We start from the raw sequence: 20,907 nt of genomic DNA on the forward strand, positions 1-20,907 counted from the left end.
CATGGAGAAGTTCACCACCCACACCGGCATCGCAGCCCCGCTGAAGCGATCGAACGTCGACACCGACCAGATCATCCCCGCGGTCTTCCTCAAGCGGGTCACCAAGACCGGCTTCGACGACGCGCTCTTCCACGCCTGGCGGCAGGACCCGGAGTTCGTGCTCAACCAGGACGCGTTCCAGGGGGCATCCGTCCTTGTCGCGGGTTCGGATTTCGGCACGGGGTCCAGCCGTGAACATGCCGTCTGGGCGCTGCGCGACTTCGGCTTCGCCGTGGTCCTCAGCCCGCGATTCGCCGACATCTTCCGCGGCAACTCCGGCAAGCAGGGCCTGCTCGCCGCGACCATCTCGGAAGAGGACCTGGAGACGATCTGGGCCCTGATCGACGAGGATCCCGGCCGCAGCATCACGGTCGATCTCGAGGCGCGCACAGCCACTATCGGTGAGTTCCAGGCCACGATCGGCGTGGACGATTACACTAGATGGCGGCTCCTCGAAGGGCTCGATGACATCGGGCTCACGCTGCGCAACGAAGACAAGATCGCGCAGTTCGAGGCCCGTCGCGAATCGTGGCGGCCACGGACCCTCCCCGTTCTCTGAGCGCGGACCGTGAGCCCGGGGCATCCGCCCCAACGGCACGTGCCGTGATCCGTGGAAATGAAGTGAGGCCCCGAATGACGACACCCCTGCGCGACGTACTCCAGGACGGCCTTCCCGCTCTGAGCGGAGATGTCATCGCCATCCGCGGAGGACACCCGCTCCGGGGCCGCGTCGATGTGAAGGGCGCGAAGAACCTCGCCACGAAGGCGATGGTCGCGACGCTCCTCGGCGAGACCGCCAGCACCCTGCGCGATGTGCCCGATCTCAGCGACGTCGCCGTGGTGCGCTCACTGCTCGAGGTCCACGGCGTCCGCGTGGAGGAGGGCGACGAGCCCGGCTCGCTCATCTTCGACCCCAGTGGCGTCGAGTCGGCCCACATGGAGGAGATCGACGCGCACGCGGGTGCCTCGCGGATTCCGATCCTGTTCTGCGGACCGCTGCTGCACCGTCTCGGTCAGGCATTCATCCCCGACCTCGGAGGATGCCGCATCGGCGACCGTCCGATCGATTTCCACCTCGATGCGCTCCGCAAGTTCGGCGCCGTCGTCGAGAAGCTCCCCAGCGGCATCCGCCTGTCGGCACCGCAGCGCCTCCACGGCGCGAGCATCCACCTGCCGTACCCCAGCGTCGGCGCGACCGAGCAGGTGCTGCTGACAGCGGTACGCGCCGAGGGCACGACCGAGCTGCGCAACGCGGCCATCGAGCCGGAGATCATGGACCTGATCGCCGTGCTGCAGAAGATGGGCGCGATCATCTCCTACGAGCCGAACCGCGTCATCCTCATCGAGGGCGTCGACACGCTCCGAGGCTACGACCACCGCTCGATCTTCGATCGCAACGAGGCCGCGTCCTGGGCATCCGCAGCGCTGGCCACCGACGGCGAGATCTTCGTCGGAGGGGCGAAGCAGCAGGAGATGCTGACGTTCCTCAACGTCTTCCGCAAAGCCGGCGGCTGGTTCGACATCCAGGAGGACGGCATCCTGTTCCGCCGTGGCGGAGACCTGCAGCCCGTGATCGTCGAGACCGACGTGCACCCCGGCTTCATGACCGACTGGCAGCAGCCGCTCATCGTCGCGCTCACGCAGGCCGAGGGCCGCTCGATCGTCCACGAGACGGTCTACGAGAACCGGTTCGGCTTCACCCAGGCTCTGGTCAAGATGGGTGCCGACATCGTCGTGCACCCGCACGGACTGCAGAACGGACCGCGTCGTGTGCCGCGCCGTGAGCTCGAGCAGGCCGCCGTCATCACGGGGCCGACCCCGCTGCACGGTGCCGACATCGTCGTGCCCGACCTGCGCGGCGGGTACAGCCACGTGATCGCGGCGCTCACCGCCCAGGGCCAGTCCCAGGTCTCGGGCGTCGACATCCTCAGCCGCGGATACGAGAAGTTCCTGGACAAGCTCGACGCTCTCGGCGCCGACTTCGACGTCGTCCGGTGAGCGCCATGGGCTCCCGGTCACCCGAGAAGTCCCGCCCGAGCCTGTGGTGGCTGCTCGCGGCCATCGTCCTGCCCTTCGTCTCCTATCTGACGAAGATGACGGTGATCGGCAAGGAGAAGCTGCCGCGGGACGGCGCGTTCGTGCTCGCCCCCAATCACTACTCGGAGTTCGATCCGCTGATCGTCGCGGTCGCGGTGTGGCGGATCGGTCGTGCCCCGCGCTTCATGGCGAAGGAGAGCCTGTTCCGGGTGCCGGTGGTCGGCGCCGCCCTGCGGGCGACAGGCATGATCCCGGTCGCCAGGGTGGCGTCCGGATCCGCCGCCAAGCAGACCATGGCGCAGGCGAAGGATCTCGTCGAGCACGGGCGAGGGGTCATCGTGTACCCCGAAGGCACTCTGACGCGCGACCCTGATCTGTGGCCGATGCGCGGCAAGTCCGGGGCCGTGCGCCTGGCGCTGGCGGGGGACATCCCGCTCATACCGATGGCGCAGTGGGGCACCCAGGAGATCATGGGGCGCTACCAGAAGGGCCTGAAGCTGTGGCCGCCGCGCAAGCCGGTGCAGATCATCATCGGCGACCCGATCGATCTCTCGGACCTGACGGGACGATCCGGTGATACCGCGGCGCTGAACGAAGCCACGACGCGACTCATGGATGCGATCACCGCGCTGCTCGAGCAGGTCAGGCACGAGAAGGCTCCGTCCGAGCGCTGGAACCCGGCGGATCACGGCCAGAAGGAGACCGGTCGCCTTGACTCCTAGACGAACACCCGCCGCCACGGGCCCTCAGGTCGTGGTCGTCGGCGCCGGAAGCTGGGGCACGACGTTCGGGAAGATCCTCGCCGACGGCGGCGCCAGGGTCACGATGTGGGCCCGCCGACCGGAGTTGGCGCATGAGATCGCCGAGGCCAAGCGCAACTCGCGCTACCTCCCCGGCATCAACCTTCCTCGCACGATCGACGCCACGCACGATCTGGCCAAGGCGCTCGATGGCGCAGACCAGATCTACCTCTCGGTGCCGAGCCAGACGCTGCGCGAGAACCTGAAGACGCTGCGGCCGCTGATCGAATCGAGTTCCGCTCCGATCGTCAGCCTGATGAAGGGCGTCGAGCGCGGCACCGGGCAGCGGATGAGCCAGGTCATCGAGCACGAGCTCGAGTGCGACCCGGCGCGCATCGCCGTGGCATCCGGGCCCAACCTGGCCCTCGAGATCGCCCGCGAGCAGCCGACGGCAGCGGTGATCTCCTCGACCAGTCAGGAGACGGCCGAGATCGTCGCACGCGCGGCGCGCAACAGCTACTTCCGCACATTCGTGAACACCGACGTGATCGGCACGGAGTTCGGTGGAGTGCTGAAGAACCTCATCGCGGTCGCTATCGGCATCGTGGACGGCGTGGGATACGGCGAGAACACGAAGGCCTCGATCATCACCCGTGGGCTCGTGGAGATGACGGACTTCGCCGTCGCCTACGGCGCGCAGCCCGAGACGCTGCAGGGTCTCGCCGGTCTCGGTGACCTGATCGCGACGTGCCAGTCGCCGCTGAGCCGCAACAACACCGCCGGACGACTGCTGGGGCAGGGATACGGGTTCCAGGACGTGGTCGCGCAGATGCAGCAGACCGCCGAGGGTCTGGCATCCGTGGCGCCCATCCTTCAGCTCGCGCACGAGGCGGACGTGGAGATGCCCATCGTGCAGCAGGTGAAGATGGTGCTGGACGGCACCATGAATCCGCGCGACATCGCGCCGCACCTGACGACCGACGACGACACCCCGCAGGGGGAGAGGACCAATCATGGCAAAGCAGACGGTGGTGGTGCTCTTCGGCGGGCGTTCCAGCGAGCACTCGATCAGCTCCGCGACGGCGGGCGGGGTGCTGCGCGCGATTGATCGCGACGACTACGACGTGATCCCGGTGGGGATCACGCGCGAAGGCGCTTTCGTCCTCGAGACCGACGATCCGGACAAGTTCGCTCTGGATGCCGAGAAGCTTCCCGAAGTCGTCGACAACGGCACGCGGATGCGGTGGCCGGAGCCCGACGGCGACCGCACGCTGCGGGTCGTGCACGCCGACGGCTCCGTCGCCGATCTGGGCGAGATCGATGTGGTGCTGCCGCTGCTTCACGGTCTGCACGGCGAGGACGGCGCCATTCAGGGCTTCTTCGACGTGATCGACGTGCCCTACGCGGGCTGCGGCATCCTCGATTCCGCGATCTGCCTCGACAAGCACTTCACCAAGCTGGCCCTCACCGCCGCCGGCATCCCCGTTTCCCCCGGTATCACCGTCCGCAGCGCGCAGTGGACGGCCGACCCTGACGCGGTTCGCGCGCAGGTCGGCGCGCTGGGCCCCGTGGTCTTCGTCAAGCCCGCCAGCGCCGGATCGAGCGTCGGCGTCTCCCGCGTCGACGACGGCGAAGGGCTCGACGCCGCGCTGAGCATCGCGTTCGCCGAAGACGACAAGGTTCTCGTCGAGTCCCGTGTCGAGGGCCGCGAGATCGAGGTCGGCGTTCTGGCCGGGAGGCAGGGCGCCCGTGCCAGGGCGTCGCTGCCCGGCGAGGTCGTGCTCACCTCGCGCAGCTTCTACGACTTCGAGGGCAAGTACCTCGGGGGCGACGGCGTCGAGATCGTCTGTCCTGCGGACGTCGACGACGATCTGATCGCGCAGTTGAAGGAGACGGCCGTGCGGGCCTTCGAGGCCGTGGACGGCAAGGGCCTCGCCCGCGTGGACTTCTTCGTGACGCCAGAGGGCGAGCTCGTCGTGAACGAGCTGAACACCATGCCGGGGTTCACGCCGATCTCGATGTTCCCGAAGTGCTGGATCGCCTCAGGGCTCAGTTACACGGATCTGATCACGGAGCTGGTCGAAGCCGGTCTGCGCGGCTGAGGAGCCCGGGAGCGTCAGTTCCCGGCCTCCGGGTCGTAGTCCTCCGGCAGCTCGTCCGGTGACGTGCACTTGCCGTCCGCCGGGATCGAGGTGACAGCGCCGACGATACCGCGGTTGCTGATCACGTCGTTCGAGCTGACCGCTCCGGTGTCGATGTACATCTGCACGGCCGGCTCGCGCCCGTAAGTCGTCAGTCGCACGTACGGAGTCTCGGAGGCGTCGACGAGCCAGTCGACGCCTTCCAGCGTCACGCACTGCAGCTCGGCGGTCGGCGCCGGCTCATCCAGGCCGCAGGTCAGCAGGATCGCCGAGTCCTCGGCGCCCCACGCGGCGGTCGCCTGAGCATCCGTCCAGCGCCGGTCCTGACCCGCGAGCGTGTTGATGTTCTGCAGGCTGACGATGACGTCTGCGCAGAGCGGGTTGTTCGCGTCCGCTGCCGGCTCCAGATGAACGGTGGTCGCGCATCCGCCGAGGAGGCCCGTTCCGAGGAGCAGAACAGCGGCGAAGGCGAGACGGGAACGCATGCTTCCAGGCTACCTTTGACAGCATGCCCTCCCGTTCCGTCGACGATGATCCCCGCCTGTCCGAGCTCTCCGAGGGGCAGATCCTGCGGGCGATCCTCGCCCGGACGCCACCCGCGAGTCACACGATCCTCGGCCCCGGAGACGACGCGGCGGTGATCGCGGCTCCGAGCGGTTCGGTCGTCGTCACCACCGACACGCTCGTGCACGGCCCCGACTTCCGCCTCGCGTGGTCGAGCGGCTACGACCTCGGTTGGAAGGCCGCCGCCGTCAACCTCGCGGATGTCGCGGCGATGGGCGCGCGTCCGACCGCGCTGCTGGTGGCGCTGGCGGTGCCGCGCGACATGCGGCTGTCGTTCGTCGAGCGGCTCGCCGACGGGTTCCGCGCGGCGTGCGAGGCGCTCTCTCCCGGCTGTGCCGTCGTCGGAGGGGACCTCACCACCTCCGACGTGCTCACGATCGCCGTGACGGCCCTCGGAGACCTCGAGGGGCACGCCGCGGTCACGCGCGCAGGTGCGCGACCGGGCGATGCGGTCGCCGTGGCCGGTGAACTCGGCCACGCGGCGCACGGGCTCGCGGTGCTGTTCGGTCGCTTCCGCGACGGCGACACCCCGATCCCCGTCGACCGTTCGCGGCTTGCGGCGGGGGAGACGGATGCCGTCGCGGCGCAGCTGCGACCCCGGCCGCCGATCGGGCTCGGTCCGGTGGCGGCGATGACCGGAGCGACGGCGATGATGGATGTCTCGGACGGTCTCGCTCTGGATGCCGGGCGCATGGCGGATGCCTCGGCAGTCACGCTGGACCTGCGCAGCGACCAGCTCGGTCCCGATCCGGTTCGCGCGCTGGCGGGCGGAGAGGACCACGCCCTGCTCGCGACGTTCCCGCCGGATCGGCTGGCGCCGGGGTTCCGGGTGATCGGCGTCGTGCGCGAGCGCGGCGACGTCGGTCTGCTGTGCGACGGAGCGCCGGTGGACGTCGCCGGATGGGACCCCTACCGCGACTGGGACTCGGCAGCGGGCTGAGCCCACCACAGTGTGGTGTCGCCATAGGTCTTGGTACGGAACTCCTCCAGGCCGGCGGCGTCCAGAGCAGGCGGTGCGGAGCGTCTGGCGCGTTCGACGATGACGAGCGCATCCGCGGAGAGCAGCGGGGCGAGCGCGACGAGATCGGCGGTCATCGCGGCGTCGTCGATGTCGTACGGCGGGTCGGAGAACACGAGATCGAACGGACCGGTGGCGCGCAGGAGATAGGCGTGCACGCCGAGATGGTGCACCTGCGCCGGTCGCCCTGCCACACGCGAGACCGCCTGCGCGTTGCGGCGGATGACGCCGGCTGCGCCCTTGGAGAGCTCGACGAGATCGACGGTTGCCGCACCGCGGCTGAGCGCTTCGAGTCCGAGTGCGCCGGAGCCGGCGTAGAGGTCGAGGACGCGGGCGCCGTCGATCGCATCGGCGGATTCGAGGGCGCCGAACAGCGACTCGCGCACACGATCGCTGGTGGGCCGTGTGCCGCTCGCAGGGACGGTGAGTCGCATGCCGCCGGCCTCGCCCGCGATGATCCTGGTCACCCGTTCACCCTATGACACCGCCGCCGCACGGCTGCGGCGTGAAGCGGGCGTCCCCGGCCCCTCCTAGACTCGATGCCATGTCCTTGAGTCTCGACGCGCCGCTGACTCTGGCGCTCGGCGACAAGGCGGCGAAGCCGCTGGAGCGCGCGTTCGGCATGGAGACAGTCGGTGACCTCGTGTCGCACTACCCCCGGCGATACGCCGACCCGGGTGAGCTCACGCCGATCGTCGATCTGCCGCCCGGTGAAATGGTCACGATCGTCGCGCAGATCCTCACATCCAGTGTGCGCGTCATGCGCAACCGGTCGGGCGCGATGGTCGAGGTGACCATCAGCGACGGCGTCGGTCAGGTCAATCTGACGTTCTTCGCGAAGAACAAGCAGCAGGCGGACTGGCGCAAAGGACAGCTGGAGCCGGGGCGTCGGGGGATCTTCTCCGGCAAGGTCGGCTTCTACCGGGAGAGCATGCAGCTCGCGCATCCCGACTACGAGCTGTTCGACGACGAGCTCGAGGCTCGCAAGCGCGCGGACATCCGTTCGACCAGGCCCATCCCGATCTATCCGGCGACGGCCACCGTGGCGAGCATGACGCTGCAGAAGCACATGGAGCGCGTGCTCCCGGAGCTCACCGATGTCCCCGACCCGCTGCCCGCGGACGTGCGGACGGCGGAAGGGCTTCTCGACGCGCGCACCGCACTGGTGCAGGTGCACAGGCCCGAGACACGGAACGACATCGATCCGGCCGTGCGGACCCTGCGCATGCACGAGGCCATCGTGCTGCAGACGGCGCTGCTGCAGCAGCGCGCGTTCGTGCGGATGCTCAGCGCCACTCGCAGGCCGGCCGAGCCGGGCGGCCTGCTGGAGCGGTTCGACGCGTCCCTTCCGTACGAGCTCACCGCGGATCAGCAGACCGTCGGCGATCAGGTCGCGAGGGATCTGATCGGCGACTGGCCGATGAACCGTCTCGTGCAGGGCGAAGTGGGCTCGGGCAAGACGCTCGTGGCTCTGCGCGCCATGCTGCAGGTCGCCGAGTCCGGCGGGCAGTCCGCGTTGATCGCGCCGACCGAGGTGCTCGCGGGGCAGCATCTGCGCTCGATCACCAAGATGTTGGGGCCAGATCTCGCCCCGCTCGTCATGCCGACGCTGCTCACGGGTCAGATGTCCGCGCCGGCACGACGCAAGGCGGCGCTCCGGGTCGCCAGCGGGCAGGCGCTGATCGTGGTCGGCACGCACGCGCTGCTGGGGGAGAAGACGACGTTCGCCGATCTCGGTCTCGTCGTCGTCGACGAGCAGCATCGGTTCGGCGTCGAGCAGCGCGAGGCGCTGCGGGCGAAGGGATCGAGCCCCCACGCGCTGGTGCTGACGGCGACCCCGATTCCGCGCACCGTCGCGATGACGGTCTTCGGCGATCTCGACACCTCGATCATCCGCACGATGCCCGCAGGACGCGCCGGCATCGAGACCTTCGTCGCGCCCCTCGCCGAGCATCCAGGGTGGTTCGCCAGGGTCTTCGAGCGCGCCGCGGAGGAGGTCGCGCAGGGCCGTCAGGTCTTCGTCGTCTGCGCGGCGATCGACACCGCGGCCAAGACCGCAGAGGTCGGGGACCAGCCGCTCGCGCCCGAGGGCGCGGCGGGCCCCCGCTGGGGCGTCGTCCAACTGGACGAGGCCCTCGCCACGCATCCGAAGATCTCTGGGCTTCGCCGTGCGGTCCTGCACGGGCGGATGCCGGCGGACGAGAAGGATGCCGTGATGCAGGCGTTCGCCCGCGGTGAGATCGACGTGCTGATCGCGACGACCGTGATCGAGGTCGGCGTCGATGTGCCCAACGCGTCGACCATGATCATCCTCGATGCCGACCGCTTCGGCGTCTCCCAGCTTCATCAGCTCCGCGGACGCGTCGGCCGCGGTGGTGTCCCCGGTCTGTGCCTGCTGGTGACCGAGGCCGAGGAGGGCACGCTCGCGCGGGACAGGGTCGAGGCGGTCGCGGCGACGCTGGACGGCTTCGCTCTCGCCGAGGTCGATCTCGAGCTGCGCGGAGAGGGCGATGTGCTCGGTTCGACGCAGTCGGGCGTGCGTTCGTCGCTCAAGCTCTTGCGCGTGGTCAAGGACACGGCGCTGATCGCGCGGGCGCGCCAGCTCGCCGAGGACATCCTGGATGCCGACCCGCTGCTGGACAGGCATCCGGGCCTGCATGCGGCGATCGCGAGACGCGTCAGCGCAGAGGATCGAGCCGCCCTCGCGAAGAACTGACCCCGTCTCACGGTGCCCTAGGCTGGCAGTATGCGCCGTACTGAGCGAACGGAGTGAGCCGAAGTGAGCAGCCGGATCGCTGTCGTCCCGGGTTCTTTCGACCCGCCGACCCTGGGCCATCTCGATGTCATCCGTCGCGCGGCGAAGCTGTACGACGAACTCCACGTGCTCGTGGTGCACAACCCGGGCAAGGAGGCGATGCTTCCGATCGCCCAACGGCTGAGCCTGCTGGAGCAGTCCATCGCCGACGACGGCATGTCCGGTGACATCGTGGTCGGGGCGTGGAGCATGGGACTGCTCGTGGACTACGCGCGTGACGTCGGCGCTGGTGTTCTCGTCAAAGGCATCCGATCGCAGATCGATGTCGCCTACGAGACTCCGATGGCGATCGTGAACCGGCACCTGGCGGATATCGAGACGGTCTTCCTCCTGCCCGATCCTTCGCATGCTCTCGTATCGAGCTCGTTGGTGCGCCAGGTGGCAGGACTCGGCGGCGATGTATCGCCGTTCGTGCCGCGGGCGGTCGCCCAGTTCCTCGACACCGGAGCGCGCGGCATCTGAGCCGGTAGACTCGAAGAGTGAAATCCCGACTGAACGGACCCTTCGTGCTGCCCGCACGCGACATCGTGCGGCACCCGGGCGAGATGCGCGAGCATGCCTTCACGGTGCCTCTTCGCGAACAGTGGGGCGAGGGGATCGTCTCGTTCCCGGCCGGCTCCGACCTCGACCTGGACGTGCGCCTGGAGTCCGTTCATGAGGGCATCCTGGTGTCCGGAACGGCCGACGGAACGTACGAGGGAGTGTGCGGCCGATGCCTCACAGAGATCTCTGCGCCTGTCGAAGTCGAGTTCCAGGAGCTTTTCGCGTATCCTGGTGAGGAAGAAACTGACTTCGAGGTTCAAGACGACCACGTGGATCTTGAAACTCTGGTCAGGGATGCGGCGGTTCTGTCGCTTCCATTTCAGCCGGTGTGTCAGCCGGATTGCCCGGGTCTTGACCCGATCACGGGTGAACGACTGGCCACGAGCACCGGGGCAGAGACTGCCGCTCCCATCGATCCTCGATGGAGTGCGCTCCAACAGATCGCAGACCAGGGGAGTGCGGAAGATACCCGCGCGCCCGAGAACACAGAAGAGAGTTAGCCATGGCCGGTAACCCCCCGAAGCGCAAGGTTTCCCGTTCCAACACCCGCTCGCGTCGCGCGCAGTGGAAGGCGGCGCCCATCGCGCTCGTCAAGACCGTTGAGAACGGCAAGACCGTCTACAGCCGTCCGCACCAGGCGAAGGTCGTCACCGACTCGCAGGGCACCGAGCTGTTCCTCGAGTACAAGGGCCGCAAGGTCGCAGACGTCTGAATCACGGTCTCACGATCGTGACGGATGTCCCCGGTGGGACAGCGCCTCTCACCGCCAAGCTCAGGGTCGATATCGACCCTGAGCTTCTGGCATTGGCGCTGACCCACCGCTCATACGCGTACGAGCACGGCGGCATCCCGCACAACGAGCGTCTGGAGTTCCTGGGCGACTCGGTGCTCGGCCAGGCGGTCACGGTGATGCTGTTCACCACGCATCCGAGCCTGGACGAGGGCCAGCTGGCCAAACGGCGTGCGAGCGTCGTCTCGACGGTCGCATTGGCCGAGGTCGCCAGAGGCATCGGGCTGGGAGAGTTCATCCTGCTCGGCCGAGGCGAGGAGCAGACCGGCGGTCGGGACAAGGACTCGATTCTCGCGGACACGACGGAGGCCGTCATCGGCGCCACGTACCTGTCCGCCGGGCCGGATGCCGCGACCGATCTCGTGCTGCGGCTCATCGAGCCGCTGCTGGCGGACCCGGAGCGCTACGGCGCCGCGATGGATCCCAAGACGAGCCTGCAGGAGCTCGCGGCCCGTGTCGGCTCGCCGCCGCCGCTGTACTCGGTGCAGTCGGACGGCCCCGATCACGATCGCCGCTTCACTGCGACGGTCGTCGTCGGCGACGTGACGACCACCGGCGACGGGACGAGCAAGAAGACCGCCGAGATGGCCGCCGCGCTCACCGCGTGGCGGGTCCTCAGCGACCGTGCCTGAGCTCCCCGAGGTCGAGGTGGTCCGCGCCGGTCTCGCACCGGCCGTCATCGGCGCGCGGGTCTCCAGCGTCGCGGTTCTCGACGAGCGGGCGCTCACGCGGCATCCGGCCGGTGCAGCCGATTTCGCAGGGCTCCTCGAAGGCGCGACGATCGCCGGTGCCGAACGCCGCGGCAAATTCCTCTGGATGCCGTTGGTCGGCGCGGGCCGCGCCCTGACCGCGCATCTCGGCATGAGCGGACAGATGCTGCTGCGCGCTCCCGATGCCCCTGCCGAGCGGCACGAGCGCATCAGGCTCGGCATCCGTCACCCGCAGCACGGAGAGCTCGCCGTCGTCTTCGCGGATCAGCGGACGTTCGGTTCGCTCGCGGTCGACGCCCTCGTGCCCGATGGCGACGATCTCGTTCCGAGTCAGGTCCGTCATATCGCCCGCGATGCGCTGGATCCGGCGTTCGATGATGCTGTGTTCGTCGCCTCCGTGCGTCGGCGCTCGAGCGCCATCAAGCGCATCCTGCTGGACCAGACGCTGATCAGCGGCATCGGCAACATCTACGCCGACGAGTCGCTGTGGGCTGCTCGCATCCACCCCGAGACCCACGGACGTGCGCTCTCGGCGCAGGCCGTGCGCCGGCTGCTCGGCGAGGTGCGCCTGGTGCTCGAGAAGGCTCTCGCCGAGGGCGGTACGAGTTTCGACGCGCAGTACGTGAACGTCAACGGGCAGGCGGGGTACTTCGCCCACTCGCTCAACGCGTACGGCCGCGGCGGACAGCCGTGCCCGCGGTGCGGCGGGGAGATCCGGCGCGATGCCTTCATGAACCGCTCGAGTCACTACTGCCCGCGGTGTCAGCGCCGGCGAACGGCGGCCTGACACCGCAGGCAGCGCGGATCTCACGCCTCGACGAAGCTGCGCGCCAGGATCGGGCGCGTCACGCGCGTCGAGGCCCACACCAGAGCGATGCCCGTGGCGATCACGGCTGCGATCGTCGCCACCGAGACGGGTGCCGTGATCAGCGCGATGCCGAGCAGCGGGAAGATCAGCACGGCTGCGCACAGTGCGGCGCCGATCGTCGTCAGCAGCAGCGGGGACATCACCGCGCGACGCCGAGCGCTGTCGAGCGTCTGCAGCGGCATCCCGAGTCGGTGCAGACTCCGGTGCAGCTCGCGCTGGTCCAGGATCTCCGCGGCCTGGTTGACCCCGACGGATGCCGCGACCATCAGGAAGGAGCCGATGAGCGTGATGATGAGTCCGGTGCGGATGTCGACGATCAGCGCGAGATCCGCCGGATTCGACGACGCGCTCATGACGTCCATCACCGCGACGCCGCTGCCCGCGAACACGGCCATGAAGCTCGCCATCGTGACGCCACTGATCTGGCGCCACGCCGCCTTGGGCGATTCGAGCACGAGGCGGGCGGACAGCAGCTGGTCGGGGCGCTCAGCGCGGCGCAGCTGACGTCTTGCCTGGACCGCGACAGCCCACGGGCCGATGAGGTTCAGCACGGCGAGACCGACGGCGAACAGCGCGGCCACGACCAGGATCGTCACGAGGATCCCGCCGATCCCGGGGAAGATCTGCATCGCGACGAAGGCCGCCGCGACGACGAGCACGCCGCCGACAGCGCGCATCCAGTGCGCCTTGGGCACATCCGTGCGCATCCGCACGCCGAGCGGCGAGATGACGACACGACGCAGACCGATGACCGCGCTGACGGCTGCCAGCAGGAGCACACCGAGCACGACGAGGGCGATGATTCCGACGGGCAGCAGGACGCCGGCCCAGCCCAGTGGCTGGCCACGGAACGGGATGAGCCCGATCGCGGGTGACAGCGCCAGGTATCCGAGGACACCGGCGACAGCGCCGACTGCGGCGACCGCGACGGATTCGACGACGGTCGCCACGATGACGCCGGCCGGAGAAACGCCGAGCAGACGCAGTGTGGAGAGGCGTTCGTCGCGGCGACGGGCCGACAGACGCGCGGCCGCGCCGCCGAGACCGGCGAGCGGGACGACGAGCAGGACGAGGGCGATCGCCGCCAGACCCTGGTAGACGACACCCTCCGGATCGGTCCACGTCCAGAAGGTCTGCGCGCCGCCGGTGACCGTGAGCACGAGTGCTGTCACGATGCCGAAGGCGACGATCGGCAGCACGACGACGGCGCCGGCCCCGGGCGCCGGGCGCAGCAGCAGAGCGAGGACGCGCAGGTTCATGCCGCGACCTCCGTCTGGACGATGCGGCCGTCGCGCACGTGCACGATCCGGGAGCAGCGCTGGGCGACCGAGGAGTCGTGGGTCACGACGACGAGGGTCCGTCCCTGTCCTGTGGTCGACCACAGCAGCGCATCCATCACCTCGGAGGAGGTGCGCGAATCGAGAGCACCCGTCGGCTCGTCGGCGAACACGATCTCGGCGCCGGTCACCTGGGCGCGTGCGATCGCGACGCGCTGCGCCTGTCCTCCGGACAGCTCGCCGATGCGGCGCTGCTCCATTCCGGCGAGGCCGAGCGATGCGAGCCAGCCGGCCGCATGCTCCTCGGCCGCCCGCCGAGGGGTGCCGTTGATCATCAGCGCGAGGGACACGTTCTCTATCGCCGTCAGCTCCGGGATGAGCAGTCCCTGCTGGAAGACGAAACCGAACGACTCGCGTCGGAGACGGGAGCGCTCGGATTCTCCGAGGGCCGTCACCTCCAGGGCTGCTCCGGATGCCGGAGTGAACGTGACGCGACCGGCATCCGGTGCCGTGATGCCGGCGAGAACGTGCAGGAGCGTCGTCTTGCCGGAGCCGGACGCGCCCATGATCGCCACGGATTCGCCTCGGGTGACCACGAGATCAACGCCGGCGAGGGCGCGCGTGGTGCCGAAGGTCTTCTGCAGTGCGTTGGCGGTGAGGACGGAAGCATTCATGTCTTCAGCTTCGTCGCACGCTGCGTCCGGCACATCGGCCCCGCGATGCAGTTCCGTCCGTGCGGGTCATCCGGAAGGATGATCCGCACGGACGGGGAGTGCGGTCAGTCGAGCTTCTTCTGCCAGGCGCCCGCATGCGAGACCGACACGAAACCGAGCGCCTCGTTGATCGCGAGCATCGGCCGGTTCTCCTCGGCGTTGAACGTCGACACCCGTGGTGACTCGGGGGCGACGGCGTGCCAACGCAGCAGATTGGCGCACTTGACGAGCATCCCGAGCCGATGGCCGCGGTGCTCGTGCAGCACGAGCGTGCAGAACTGGTGCGTCACCTCGGTGCGGTCGGCACCGATCACGAGCTCGTTGAAGGCGGCGAGGCGGCCGGTGGTCACGTGCTGGGCCGCGACGACCGACATCGTCTGGCCGCCCTCGAGCAGGCGTGCTTCACGGCGCTCGACGCGCGCAGCATCCCAGGTCTCCTCGTCGACTTCCAGGGCGCCGGCTGGGACGTCCGTCGACATGCGCGAGAGGGCCCAGGCGTATCCCTCCTGCAGCTCCGGCGGAGTGGGGATGGTCCACTCGACGAGCCGATAGTCCTCACCGGCGGCGATGCTCGACTGCTCGAACCCTGCACGCACAGCGTCCATCGGAGCCTGCAGATCGAAGGCGCTGTTGCGCTCGACCTGCTCGAGGGCGAAGCCCGCGCTCGCGAGCAGCCGCGCGAGCGGAGTGTCCGCTACGACGCCCCATCCCGTTGTGGGCGTGATCGTCGGACCGTCGGTCCGCCCCGGGTGGAGAGTCCAGGTCTGCATGACCTTGCGGCCGAGCGCCCTCGTCTCCTCCTCGGCGCGGGCGAGCAGAGCATCTTCGATGCCGCGACCCCAGTTCTGCGGCAGCACCATCAGATCGAACTGCGTGCTGGTCGGCTCGGCGGTGGCGTGGCCGACGATCACGCAGCCGACGATCGCGCCCGCATCGCGGACGATGAAGATGCGCTGGATCTGATCAGCGGTGTCGCGCAGACCGGCCAACAGTTCCGCAGGGGTCTGCGACAGGTCGTCCGTGCCTGCGTCGTCGGCGCAGACCGCGTTGTTCAGGGCGACGACGGCGAGGAAATCCGCAGCATCGCGAGCGTCCACAGCCGCCGGGAGGACGAGTTCTTCCAGCGGGAGGGTTTCGTTCATGTGAGGTCCTTCTTCCAGGCGCCCTCGTAGGCGAAGCCGGTGAAGCCGATGTCCTCGTTGATCGAGAGCATCGGACGATTCTCTTCCGCGTTGTACGTGACGACCCGAGCGGATGCCGGGTACTGCTCGTGCCAGGCGAGAAGGCCGGCGGTCTTCACGAGCATGCCCAGGCGATGCCCGCGGTGCGCGGACAGCACCAGGGTGTCGTACTGGTGGGTGGTGGCGCTCGGATCCGAGCTCATCGCCAGTTCGTTGAAGGCGCAGAGTTCGCCGGTGCGGACGTGCTGCGCCGCCGTGACCTGCATCGACCAGCCCTTCTGGGCGATGCGTTCGTCCTGTCGGACGACGCGGTCGGCATCCCAGGTCTCTTCCGGCATGTCCAGGTCGCCCTCGGGCACATCAGTGGACATACGGGACTTCATCCATGCGTAGCCGTCGACGTACTCGGCGGGCGTGGGCAGCATCCAGCGCACCACGCGATACTCGTGCGCGTGACGGGCGGCCTCGTCTCGCAGCGCCGTGACGCGGTCGACCGCACCGTCGGTCCAGAGGAACTCGCTGGCGCGCTCGACCTGTTCCAGACGGAAACCGCTGCGGGCGAGGAAGCGCGCCGAGCGATCAGCCGGCACAGAGCCGAAACCGGTCGGCGACGCCAGTGGTTCGGCACGCGAACCATCGTCATGATGCTCGGCCCAGTGCAGCAGCTTGCGCACACCGGCGTCACGAGCGACGGACTCGACATGCTCGTACACGGCGCGGCCGAGGCCGCGGCCGGCGGCTTCGCGGAGTATGGCGACGATGACGAGCGCCGTGTCCTGGTCGCCGTCCTGCGAGATGTCGAGAGCGGCGCACCCGAGCATCCGATCGCCTGAGGCGACGTACCACTGGCGGCGTGTGCGGTCGGGCGTGCTGTAGAGCAGCGGGAGCAGGGCCTCGGCCTCGAGTGCATCGTCATCCCTGCCGGTGCTCTCGAGGAGCGCCGCATTGCGGACGTCCGCGTACGCGCGCACCAGCGGGGTGGGGGCTGCGCCCGCTCGTGCCGGAAGCACGAGCGGGTGCAGCATCGCGGTGTCGGTGAGCGGAATGCTCATGTCTTCTCCTCCGGTCAGCGCAGCTGGTGCTGCAGATCGAAAGCGAGCATGGTGAGCGCTTCGCGCTGTGTCAGGTGCGGCGCGCCGGGGAAGAACGACGGCACGTCCACCTCGGCCGGCACCGGCCGACGGCGCTGGGTCCGCAGGAGCAGCCAGAGGCCGATCCGCAGGGACAGGCGGTCGGCCAGAGCGAGCTCCGTGCGGTCGACCGGGACGGGAATCTCCAGGATCTCGCGATCCTGGGGACAGGGCGGGTGTGCGGTGCTGCGGTGCAGCTGTGCGATGGTCACTTCGAACTCCAGTGATGGTTGTGGTGGTGATGGAAGATGCCCGTATGCGACGCCGGGTCGCCGAGACGATCCGGCGTCGCACGGTGGGCGGGGGAAGCCGACCCGACGGACGACTGCGGAGAGCAGAAGCCGGGATACGGCGGGGGAGAGTGAACGGCCGTGACGCGGAGGTCAGAGGGACGTGGCGCGCAGAATGCGGCGGAGAAGGGCCCACTGAGGGCCGGATTTCTCAGGTTGCGGTTCTACGAGAGCGCGCTGCGGAGGCCGAAGGATGCGGTTACCGAATGCGCTGGACGCGGCGCCGCAAAGGCGCGCGTATCGAGGCCTGTGGCCTGTGCGATGAGCTGAATCATGATCGGTAACCTCCTTCCGAGTGGCGTTCCGGTCTGTCACGCTAGCGAACCATCCGCGGTGCGTCAAGCATTCTCCCAGGAAGACGGCGTGTCGCGTCGGTGCGGATCCATCGTCCCGCCGTGTGGGATGCCGGTTCTGCCGCGGAATTCCGGTAGCGTAGCCGCCGTGATTCTCCCCGGACGAGCGGTGCCCGCATGCATCTGAAGAGCCTGACGCTCAAGGGCTTCAAGTCGTTCGCGCAGCCGACCACGTTCGTGTTCGAACCGGGAGTCACCTGCATCGTCGGCCCCAACGGATCCGGTAAGTCGAACGTCGTCGACGCGCTCGCGTGGGTGATGGGAGAGCAGGGCGCCAAGACCCTGCGCGGCGGCAAGATGGAGGACGTCATCTTCGCCGGCACATCGACGCGCGGCCCACTCGGCCGAGCCGAGGTGCAGCTGACCATCGACAACAGCGATGGCGCGCTTCCGATCGAGTACGCCGAGGTGACGATCAGTCGCACGCTGTTCCGCAACGGCTCGAGCGAGTACGCGATCAACGGCTCCAGCTGCCGTCTGCTGGACGTGCAGGAGCTGCTGAGCGACTCGGGTCTGGGTCGGGAGATGCACGTGATCGTCGGGCAGGGACGCCTGGACACCGTGCTGCAGGCGTCACCCGAGGACCGCCGAGGATTCATCGAGGAGGCCGCAGGAATCCTCAAGCACCGGCGGCGCAAGGAGAAGACTCTCCGGAAGCTCGACGCCATGGAGACCAACCTCACGCGGCTGAGCGATCTGGCGGGTGAGATCCGTCGGCAGCTGAAGCCGCTCGGGCGCCAGGCCGAGATCGCACGCGAGGCGCAGACGATCGCCGCTGTGGTCCGCGACGCGAAAGCGCGCATCTTCGCGGACGACGTGGTCGCGCTGCGGACCGCGCTGGCCGATCACACCCGTACCGAGCAGGAGCGGCACACCGAGAGACTCGTGCTGACCGACCAGGCCGACCAGGTCAGGGCGGAGATCGCGCGACTCGAGGCCGACCAGAATTCCGCGGCGGTCGATGCGGCGCGTGGCGTGGCCTTCGGTCTCGAGCAGGTGCAGGAGCGCATGCGCGGCCTGTACACGCTCGCGAATCAGCGTCTGGCTCTGCTCGGATCCGAGGACGACGACGCAGCCGTGGCGTCGGTGACGGTCACCCAGGCGACGATCGACGAGGCCAAGGACGAGATCACCCGGATCTCCGAAGGGCTCGGCGATGCGCAGGATGCCGCAGCGGCCGCGAGTCGCGAGGTGATGCAGGCCCGCGCAGAGCTGGACACCCTTGACGTCGACATCGCCGAGCAGAGCGCGCTGGTCTCCGAATACGACATGCGTCTGACGTCTCTCCGAGGAAACGCGGAGGCCGCGGCATCCGCTCTGGCCGCTGTCCGCGGTGCCGTACTGCGTCAGGAGAATGCACTGGAGGCTGCCCACACGCGCCGACGCGAGGCGGCCGAGGCGCTGGAGGCGATCGAGGACGCGGAGGCGCCGGAGGGCACAGCGGCCGAGCACGCTGCGGAGTACGAGGCGGCACAGGCCGCTGCCACCGCGGCGGAGACGGAGCGCGACGGGTTGCGGGAGCGACTGCACGCAGCCGAGCGCGAGGTCGATTCGCTCACCGCCAAGACCTCTGCACTCACGAGCGCGCTGTCGCTCTCGGGCGGCGCCGCCGAGATCGTGAAGATGGGCGGGACCGGCGTCCGCGGGCTCGTCGGCGACGCCGTGCAGGTGCGGGCGGGCTTCGAGGCCGCGATCGCGGCGGTGCTCGGGCCGCTCGCCGAAGGAGTGCTCGTCGACACTCTCGACGATGCGATCGGGCTGGTCGAGGACGCCGATCGCGGGGTGGTGGACTTCGTGATCGCCGCGGCGGCACGGCCGACGACGGCCACCAGCGCCATCGACGGGGTCACGGCGGCCAGCGAGGTCGTCACGGCTCCCGACGGGGTTCTCGGCATCCTCTCGCACGTGCTCATCGCCGACGACCTGACCGCGGCGAAGGCAGCGCGTGCGACGCTGGATGCGATGGCCGACACCATGACGACCATCGTGACCTCCGCCGGCGAGGTGCTCACGGCACAGACGCTGCGCGCAGGCTCCGGGGCCGAGCGATCGCGGCTGGAGCTCACTGCCGAACGGGACGCTGCGGCCGAACGGCTGGACGAGGTCCGCGTGATCGTCGACTCGTTGCGCGATGCGCGCGAGGATGCGACCGAGCGGGTCGAGAGCGCCCGACGCCACGCCAAGGAAGCGCTGCGTGCGCTGCGTGAGCACGATGCGGCACTGGCGACTTATGCGGAGCAGGTGAACCGCGTCACCGTGCAGCACGAGTCCGCGGTCGCCGAATGCGAGCGCCTCGAGTCGGGGCTGGTGCAGGCGCAAGCCGCCGTCGCGGATGCCGAGAAGAACGCCGCTGCGGCCAAGGCCGAGGTTGAGTCCGCCGAATCCGCACCGCGACCGGTACTGGACGCCTCAGCGCGCGATGGCCTGCTCGAGGCGCTCGAAGCGGCGCGCGAGGGCGAGGTGCGGGCGCGCCTCGAGATCGAGACTCTGCGTGAGCGCGTGCGCGCCGCGCAGGCTCGTGTCGGTTCGCTCGAGCGTCAGCGCGAGCAGGAGCGCGATGCAGCCGCCGAAGCGGCGCGCCGCGCGGTGATCCGGCGGGCCCAGCGCGAAGCCGCCTCGGGCGTCGCCGCCGAACTGCCACGGATCCTCGACTCCCTGGATCGTTCTGTGGCCGAGGCGCGGCTGGCCCTCGCGGAAGCCGAGGCGGCGCGGTCTGCGCAGAACGAGGAGCTCACCGCGTTGCGGGCCCAGGAGAACACCCTGCGCGACCGGCTCGCAGGTCTCACGGAGAGCGTGCACGGCCTCGAGCTGCAGATCCACGAGAAGAAACTGCACCTGTCCAGCCTGCTCGACCGGGTCTCCAGCGAGCTCGCTCTGGACGAAGATATTCTCGTTGCGGAATATGGGCCGGATCAGTTGGTTCCGCGGGACCCTGCCGAGCTCGCTGCGCCGGGCCCGCCCCTGGACGACGCTGAGGATACCGCTGATGCGGAGGACGCCGCCGGCGACGTGAGCGGCGTGCCGTACGACCGGCGCGTGCAGGAGCGGCGGCTGCGAGAGGCGGAGCGCAAGCTCGGTCAGCTCGGCCGGGTCAACCCGCTCGCGCTGGAGGAGTTCGCCGCGCTCGAACAGCGGCACGCGTTCCTCACCGAACAGCTCGCCGATCTGACCAGGACGCGGCAGGACCTGCTCACGATCATCGCGGACCTCGACGAGCGGATGCAGACGATCTTCGCGAGCGCGTTCGAGGACACCAGGCAGGCGTTCACCGAGGTCTTCCCCCTGCTGTTCCCCGGTGGGACGGGGAGCATCTCGCTCACCGACCCGGAGAACATGCTGACCACCGGGATCGAGGTCGCCGTGCGGCCCGTCGGAAAGAAGATCGAGCGGCTGTCGCTGCTGTCCGGCGGCGAGCGGTCGCTGGCAGCGGTCGCGTTGCTCGTGGCGATCTTCAAGGCGCGCCCCAGCCCCTTCTACATCCTCGACGAGGTCGAGGCGGCGCTCGACGACGCGAACCTCGGCCGGCTGCTGACCGTGTTCGAGCAGTTGCGCGAGAGCTCGCAGCTGCTGGTCATCACCCACCAGAAGCGCACGATGGAGATCGCCGACGCCCTCTACGGCGTCTCGATGCGTCAGGACGGCGTGTCAGCCGTCGTCGGCCAGCGCGTCGGCGATCGCGCGGCAGCGGCGAGCTGACC

Annotated in this window: 20 protein-coding genes; 13 read left to right on the forward strand and 7 right to left on the reverse strand. The window is 69.1% G+C overall.

Annotation, left to right across the window (positions count from 1 at the left end):
• Nucleotide 1 precedes the first annotated feature (1 nt).
• The 5 genes from leuD (at nucleotide 2) to ACI7YT_RS07755 (ending at nucleotide 4,918) form a co-directional block, all read left to right on the forward strand.
• A complete protein-coding gene (gene leuD, locus ACI7YT_RS07735; protein WP_406249980.1) occupies nucleotides 2-598 on the forward strand; it encodes a 3-isopropylmalate dehydratase small subunit in 597 nt (198 codons plus the stop codon).
• Nucleotides 599-672: 74 nt separating this feature from the next.
• Entirely contained in the window at nucleotides 673-2,037 is a 1,365-nt protein-coding gene (murA, locus tag ACI7YT_RS07740) for a UDP-N-acetylglucosamine 1-carboxyvinyltransferase (RefSeq protein ID WP_406249981.1), read from the forward strand.
• Between the two features lie 5 nt (nucleotides 2,038-2,042).
• Nucleotides 2,043-2,798, forward strand: a complete 756-nt coding sequence (locus ACI7YT_RS07745) for a lysophospholipid acyltransferase family protein (RefSeq protein ID WP_406249982.1) — start codon at nucleotides 2,043-2,045, stop codon at nucleotides 2,796-2,798.
• Nucleotides 2,788-3,924, forward strand: coding sequence for an NAD(P)H-dependent glycerol-3-phosphate dehydrogenase (locus ACI7YT_RS07750; RefSeq protein WP_406249983.1), 1,137 nt, complete (start codon nucleotides 2,788-2,790; stop codon nucleotides 3,922-3,924). Before ACI7YT_RS07745 ends, ACI7YT_RS07750 begins: the two co-directional genes overlap by 11 nt.
• Nucleotides 3,830-4,918, forward strand: coding sequence for a D-alanine--D-alanine ligase family protein (locus ACI7YT_RS07755; protein WP_406249984.1), 1,089 nt, complete (start codon nucleotides 3,830-3,832; stop codon nucleotides 4,916-4,918). The genes ACI7YT_RS07750 and ACI7YT_RS07755 overlap by 95 nt, the downstream gene beginning before the upstream one ends.
• A 14-nt stretch (nucleotides 4,919-4,932) precedes the next feature.
• On the opposite strand, the gene ACI7YT_RS07760 is transcribed toward ACI7YT_RS07755, so the two are convergent.
• Entirely contained in the window at nucleotides 4,933-5,442 is a 510-nt protein-coding gene (locus tag ACI7YT_RS07760; protein ID WP_406249985.1) for a DUF3515 family protein, read from the reverse strand.
• 23 nt (nucleotides 5,443-5,465) lie between these two features.
• Here ACI7YT_RS07760 and thiL point away from each other — a divergent pair, with 23 nt between their 5' ends.
• Nucleotides 5,466-6,461, forward strand: a complete 996-nt coding sequence (gene thiL / locus ACI7YT_RS07765) for a thiamine-phosphate kinase (protein ID WP_406249987.1) — start codon at nucleotides 5,466-5,468, stop codon at nucleotides 6,459-6,461.
• Here thiL and rsmD read toward each other — a convergent pair.
• The gene (rsmD, locus tag ACI7YT_RS07770) at nucleotides 6,431-7,006 is read right to left on the reverse strand and encodes a 16S rRNA (guanine(966)-N(2))-methyltransferase RsmD (protein WP_406249988.1); all 576 of its coding nucleotides are present in this window, start codon (nucleotides 7,004-7,006) and stop codon (nucleotides 6,431-6,433) included. The genes thiL and rsmD overlap by 31 nt on opposite strands.
• 77 nt (nucleotides 7,007-7,083) lie before the next feature.
• On the opposite strand from rsmD, the gene ACI7YT_RS07775 reads away from it, so the two are divergent.
• From ACI7YT_RS07775 to mutM, 6 genes are all read left to right on the forward strand, one after another.
• The gene (locus ACI7YT_RS07775) at nucleotides 7,084-9,255 is read left to right on the forward strand and encodes an ATP-dependent DNA helicase RecG (protein WP_406249989.1); all 2,172 of its coding nucleotides are present in this window, start codon (nucleotides 7,084-7,086) and stop codon (nucleotides 9,253-9,255) included.
• A 63-nt stretch (nucleotides 9,256-9,318) separates the two neighbouring features.
• Nucleotides 9,319-9,816 (forward strand): pantetheine-phosphate adenylyltransferase, encoded by a 498-nt coding sequence (gene coaD / locus ACI7YT_RS07780; protein ID WP_406249990.1) that lies wholly within the window; start codon nucleotides 9,319-9,321, stop codon nucleotides 9,814-9,816.
• 83 nt (nucleotides 9,817-9,899) lie between these two features.
• Nucleotides 9,900-10,397 (forward strand): YceD family protein, encoded by a 498-nt coding sequence (locus tag ACI7YT_RS07785; protein ID WP_406250522.1) that lies wholly within the window; start codon nucleotides 9,900-9,902, stop codon nucleotides 10,395-10,397.
• Between the two features lie 2 nt (nucleotides 10,398-10,399).
• On the forward strand, nucleotides 10,400-10,609 hold the full coding sequence (gene rpmF, locus ACI7YT_RS07790; RefSeq protein WP_042541694.1) for a 50S ribosomal protein L32: 210 nt from the start codon (nucleotides 10,400-10,402) through the stop codon (nucleotides 10,607-10,609).
• Nucleotides 10,610-10,626: 17 nt separating this feature from the next.
• Nucleotides 10,627-11,319, forward strand: a complete 693-nt coding sequence (rnc, locus tag ACI7YT_RS07795; protein WP_406249991.1) for a ribonuclease III — start codon at nucleotides 10,627-10,629, stop codon at nucleotides 11,317-11,319.
• Nucleotides 11,312-12,184 carry a bifunctional DNA-formamidopyrimidine glycosylase/DNA-(apurinic or apyrimidinic site) lyase gene (gene mutM / locus ACI7YT_RS07800; RefSeq protein WP_406249993.1) on the forward strand — a complete coding sequence of 291 codons (873 nt, stop codon included), beginning with the start codon at nucleotides 11,312-11,314 and terminating at the stop codon, nucleotides 12,182-12,184. The genes rnc and mutM overlap by 8 nt, the downstream gene beginning before the upstream one ends.
• A 20-nt stretch (nucleotides 12,185-12,204) precedes the next feature.
• On the opposite strand, the gene ACI7YT_RS07805 is transcribed toward mutM, so the two are convergent.
• From ACI7YT_RS07805 to ACI7YT_RS07825, 5 genes are all read right to left on the reverse strand, one after another.
• Nucleotides 12,205-13,524 carry a permease gene (locus tag ACI7YT_RS07805; RefSeq protein WP_406249994.1) on the reverse strand — a complete coding sequence of 440 codons (1,320 nt, stop codon included), beginning with the start codon at nucleotides 13,522-13,524 and terminating at the stop codon, nucleotides 12,205-12,207.
• On the reverse strand, nucleotides 13,521-14,216 hold the full coding sequence (locus tag ACI7YT_RS07810; RefSeq protein ID WP_406249995.1) for an ABC transporter ATP-binding protein: 696 nt from the start codon (nucleotides 14,214-14,216) through the stop codon (nucleotides 13,521-13,523). Before ACI7YT_RS07810 ends, ACI7YT_RS07805 begins: the two co-directional genes overlap by 4 nt.
• 104 nt (nucleotides 14,217-14,320) lie before the next feature.
• Entirely contained in the window at nucleotides 14,321-15,397 is a 1,077-nt protein-coding gene (locus tag ACI7YT_RS07815; protein ID WP_406249996.1) for a GNAT family N-acetyltransferase, read from the reverse strand.
• The gene (locus tag ACI7YT_RS07820) at nucleotides 15,394-16,488 is read right to left on the reverse strand and encodes a GNAT family N-acetyltransferase (protein WP_406249997.1); all 1,095 of its coding nucleotides are present in this window, start codon (nucleotides 16,486-16,488) and stop codon (nucleotides 15,394-15,396) included. Before ACI7YT_RS07820 ends, ACI7YT_RS07815 begins: the two co-directional genes overlap by 4 nt.
• Before the next feature lie 14 nt (nucleotides 16,489-16,502).
• On the reverse strand, nucleotides 16,503-16,778 hold the full coding sequence (locus ACI7YT_RS07825) for a hypothetical protein (RefSeq protein ID WP_406249999.1): 276 nt from the start codon (nucleotides 16,776-16,778) through the stop codon (nucleotides 16,503-16,505).
• Nucleotides 16,779-17,326: 548 nt separating this feature from the next.
• Between ACI7YT_RS07825 and smc the strand changes: the two genes are divergently transcribed.
• A complete protein-coding gene (smc, locus tag ACI7YT_RS07830) occupies nucleotides 17,327-20,905 on the forward strand; it encodes a chromosome segregation protein SMC (RefSeq protein ID WP_406250001.1) in 3,579 nt (1,192 codons plus the stop codon).
• The last annotated feature ends 2 nt before the right edge of the window (nucleotides 20,906-20,907 follow it).

It is taken from the genome of Microbacterium sp. M (assembly GCF_045181065.1).
GTDB lineage: Bacteria > Actinomycetota > Actinomycetes > Actinomycetales > Microbacteriaceae > Microbacterium.

Excerpts from the sequence above, each read along its gene's own strand:
- leuD (WP_406249980.1), top strand. The coding sequence starts at position 2 with ATGGAGAAGTTCACCACCCACACCGGCATCGCAGCCCCGCTGAAGCGA.
- murA (WP_406249981.1), top strand. The coding sequence starts at position 673 with ATGACGACACCCCTGCGCGACGTACTCCAGGACGGCCTTCCCGCTCTG.
- ACI7YT_RS07745 (WP_406249982.1), top strand. The coding sequence starts at position 2,043 with ATGGGCTCCCGGTCACCCGAGAAGTCCCGCCCGAGCCTGTGGTGGCTG.
- ACI7YT_RS07755 (WP_406249984.1), top strand. The coding sequence starts at position 3,830 with ATGGCAAAGCAGACGGTGGTGGTGCTCTTCGGCGGGCGTTCCAGCGAG.
- ACI7YT_RS07760 (WP_406249985.1), bottom strand. The coding sequence starts at position 5,442 with ATGCGTTCCCGTCTCGCCTTCGCCGCTGTTCTGCTCCTCGGAACGGGC.
- thiL (WP_406249987.1), top strand. The coding sequence starts at position 5,466 with ATGCCCTCCCGTTCCGTCGACGATGATCCCCGCCTGTCCGAGCTCTCC.
- ACI7YT_RS07775 (WP_406249989.1), top strand. The coding sequence starts at position 7,084 with ATGTCCTTGAGTCTCGACGCGCCGCTGACTCTGGCGCTCGGCGACAAG.
- ACI7YT_RS07785 (WP_406250522.1), top strand. The coding sequence starts at position 9,900 with ATGCGCGAGCATGCCTTCACGGTGCCTCTTCGCGAACAGTGGGGCGAG.
- rpmF (WP_042541694.1), top strand. The coding sequence starts at position 10,400 with ATGGCCGGTAACCCCCCGAAGCGCAAGGTTTCCCGTTCCAACACCCGC.
- ACI7YT_RS07805 (WP_406249994.1), bottom strand. The coding sequence starts at position 13,524 with ATGAACCTGCGCGTCCTCGCTCTGCTGCTGCGCCCGGCGCCCGGGGCC.
- ACI7YT_RS07810 (WP_406249995.1), bottom strand. The coding sequence starts at position 14,216 with ATGAATGCTTCCGTCCTCACCGCCAACGCACTGCAGAAGACCTTCGGC.
- ACI7YT_RS07815 (WP_406249996.1), bottom strand. The coding sequence starts at position 15,397 with ATGAACGAAACCCTCCCGCTGGAAGAACTCGTCCTCCCGGCGGCTGTG.
- ACI7YT_RS07820 (WP_406249997.1), bottom strand. The coding sequence starts at position 16,488 with ATGAGCATTCCGCTCACCGACACCGCGATGCTGCACCCGCTCGTGCTT.
- smc (WP_406250001.1), top strand. The coding sequence starts at position 17,327 with ATGCATCTGAAGAGCCTGACGCTCAAGGGCTTCAAGTCGTTCGCGCAG.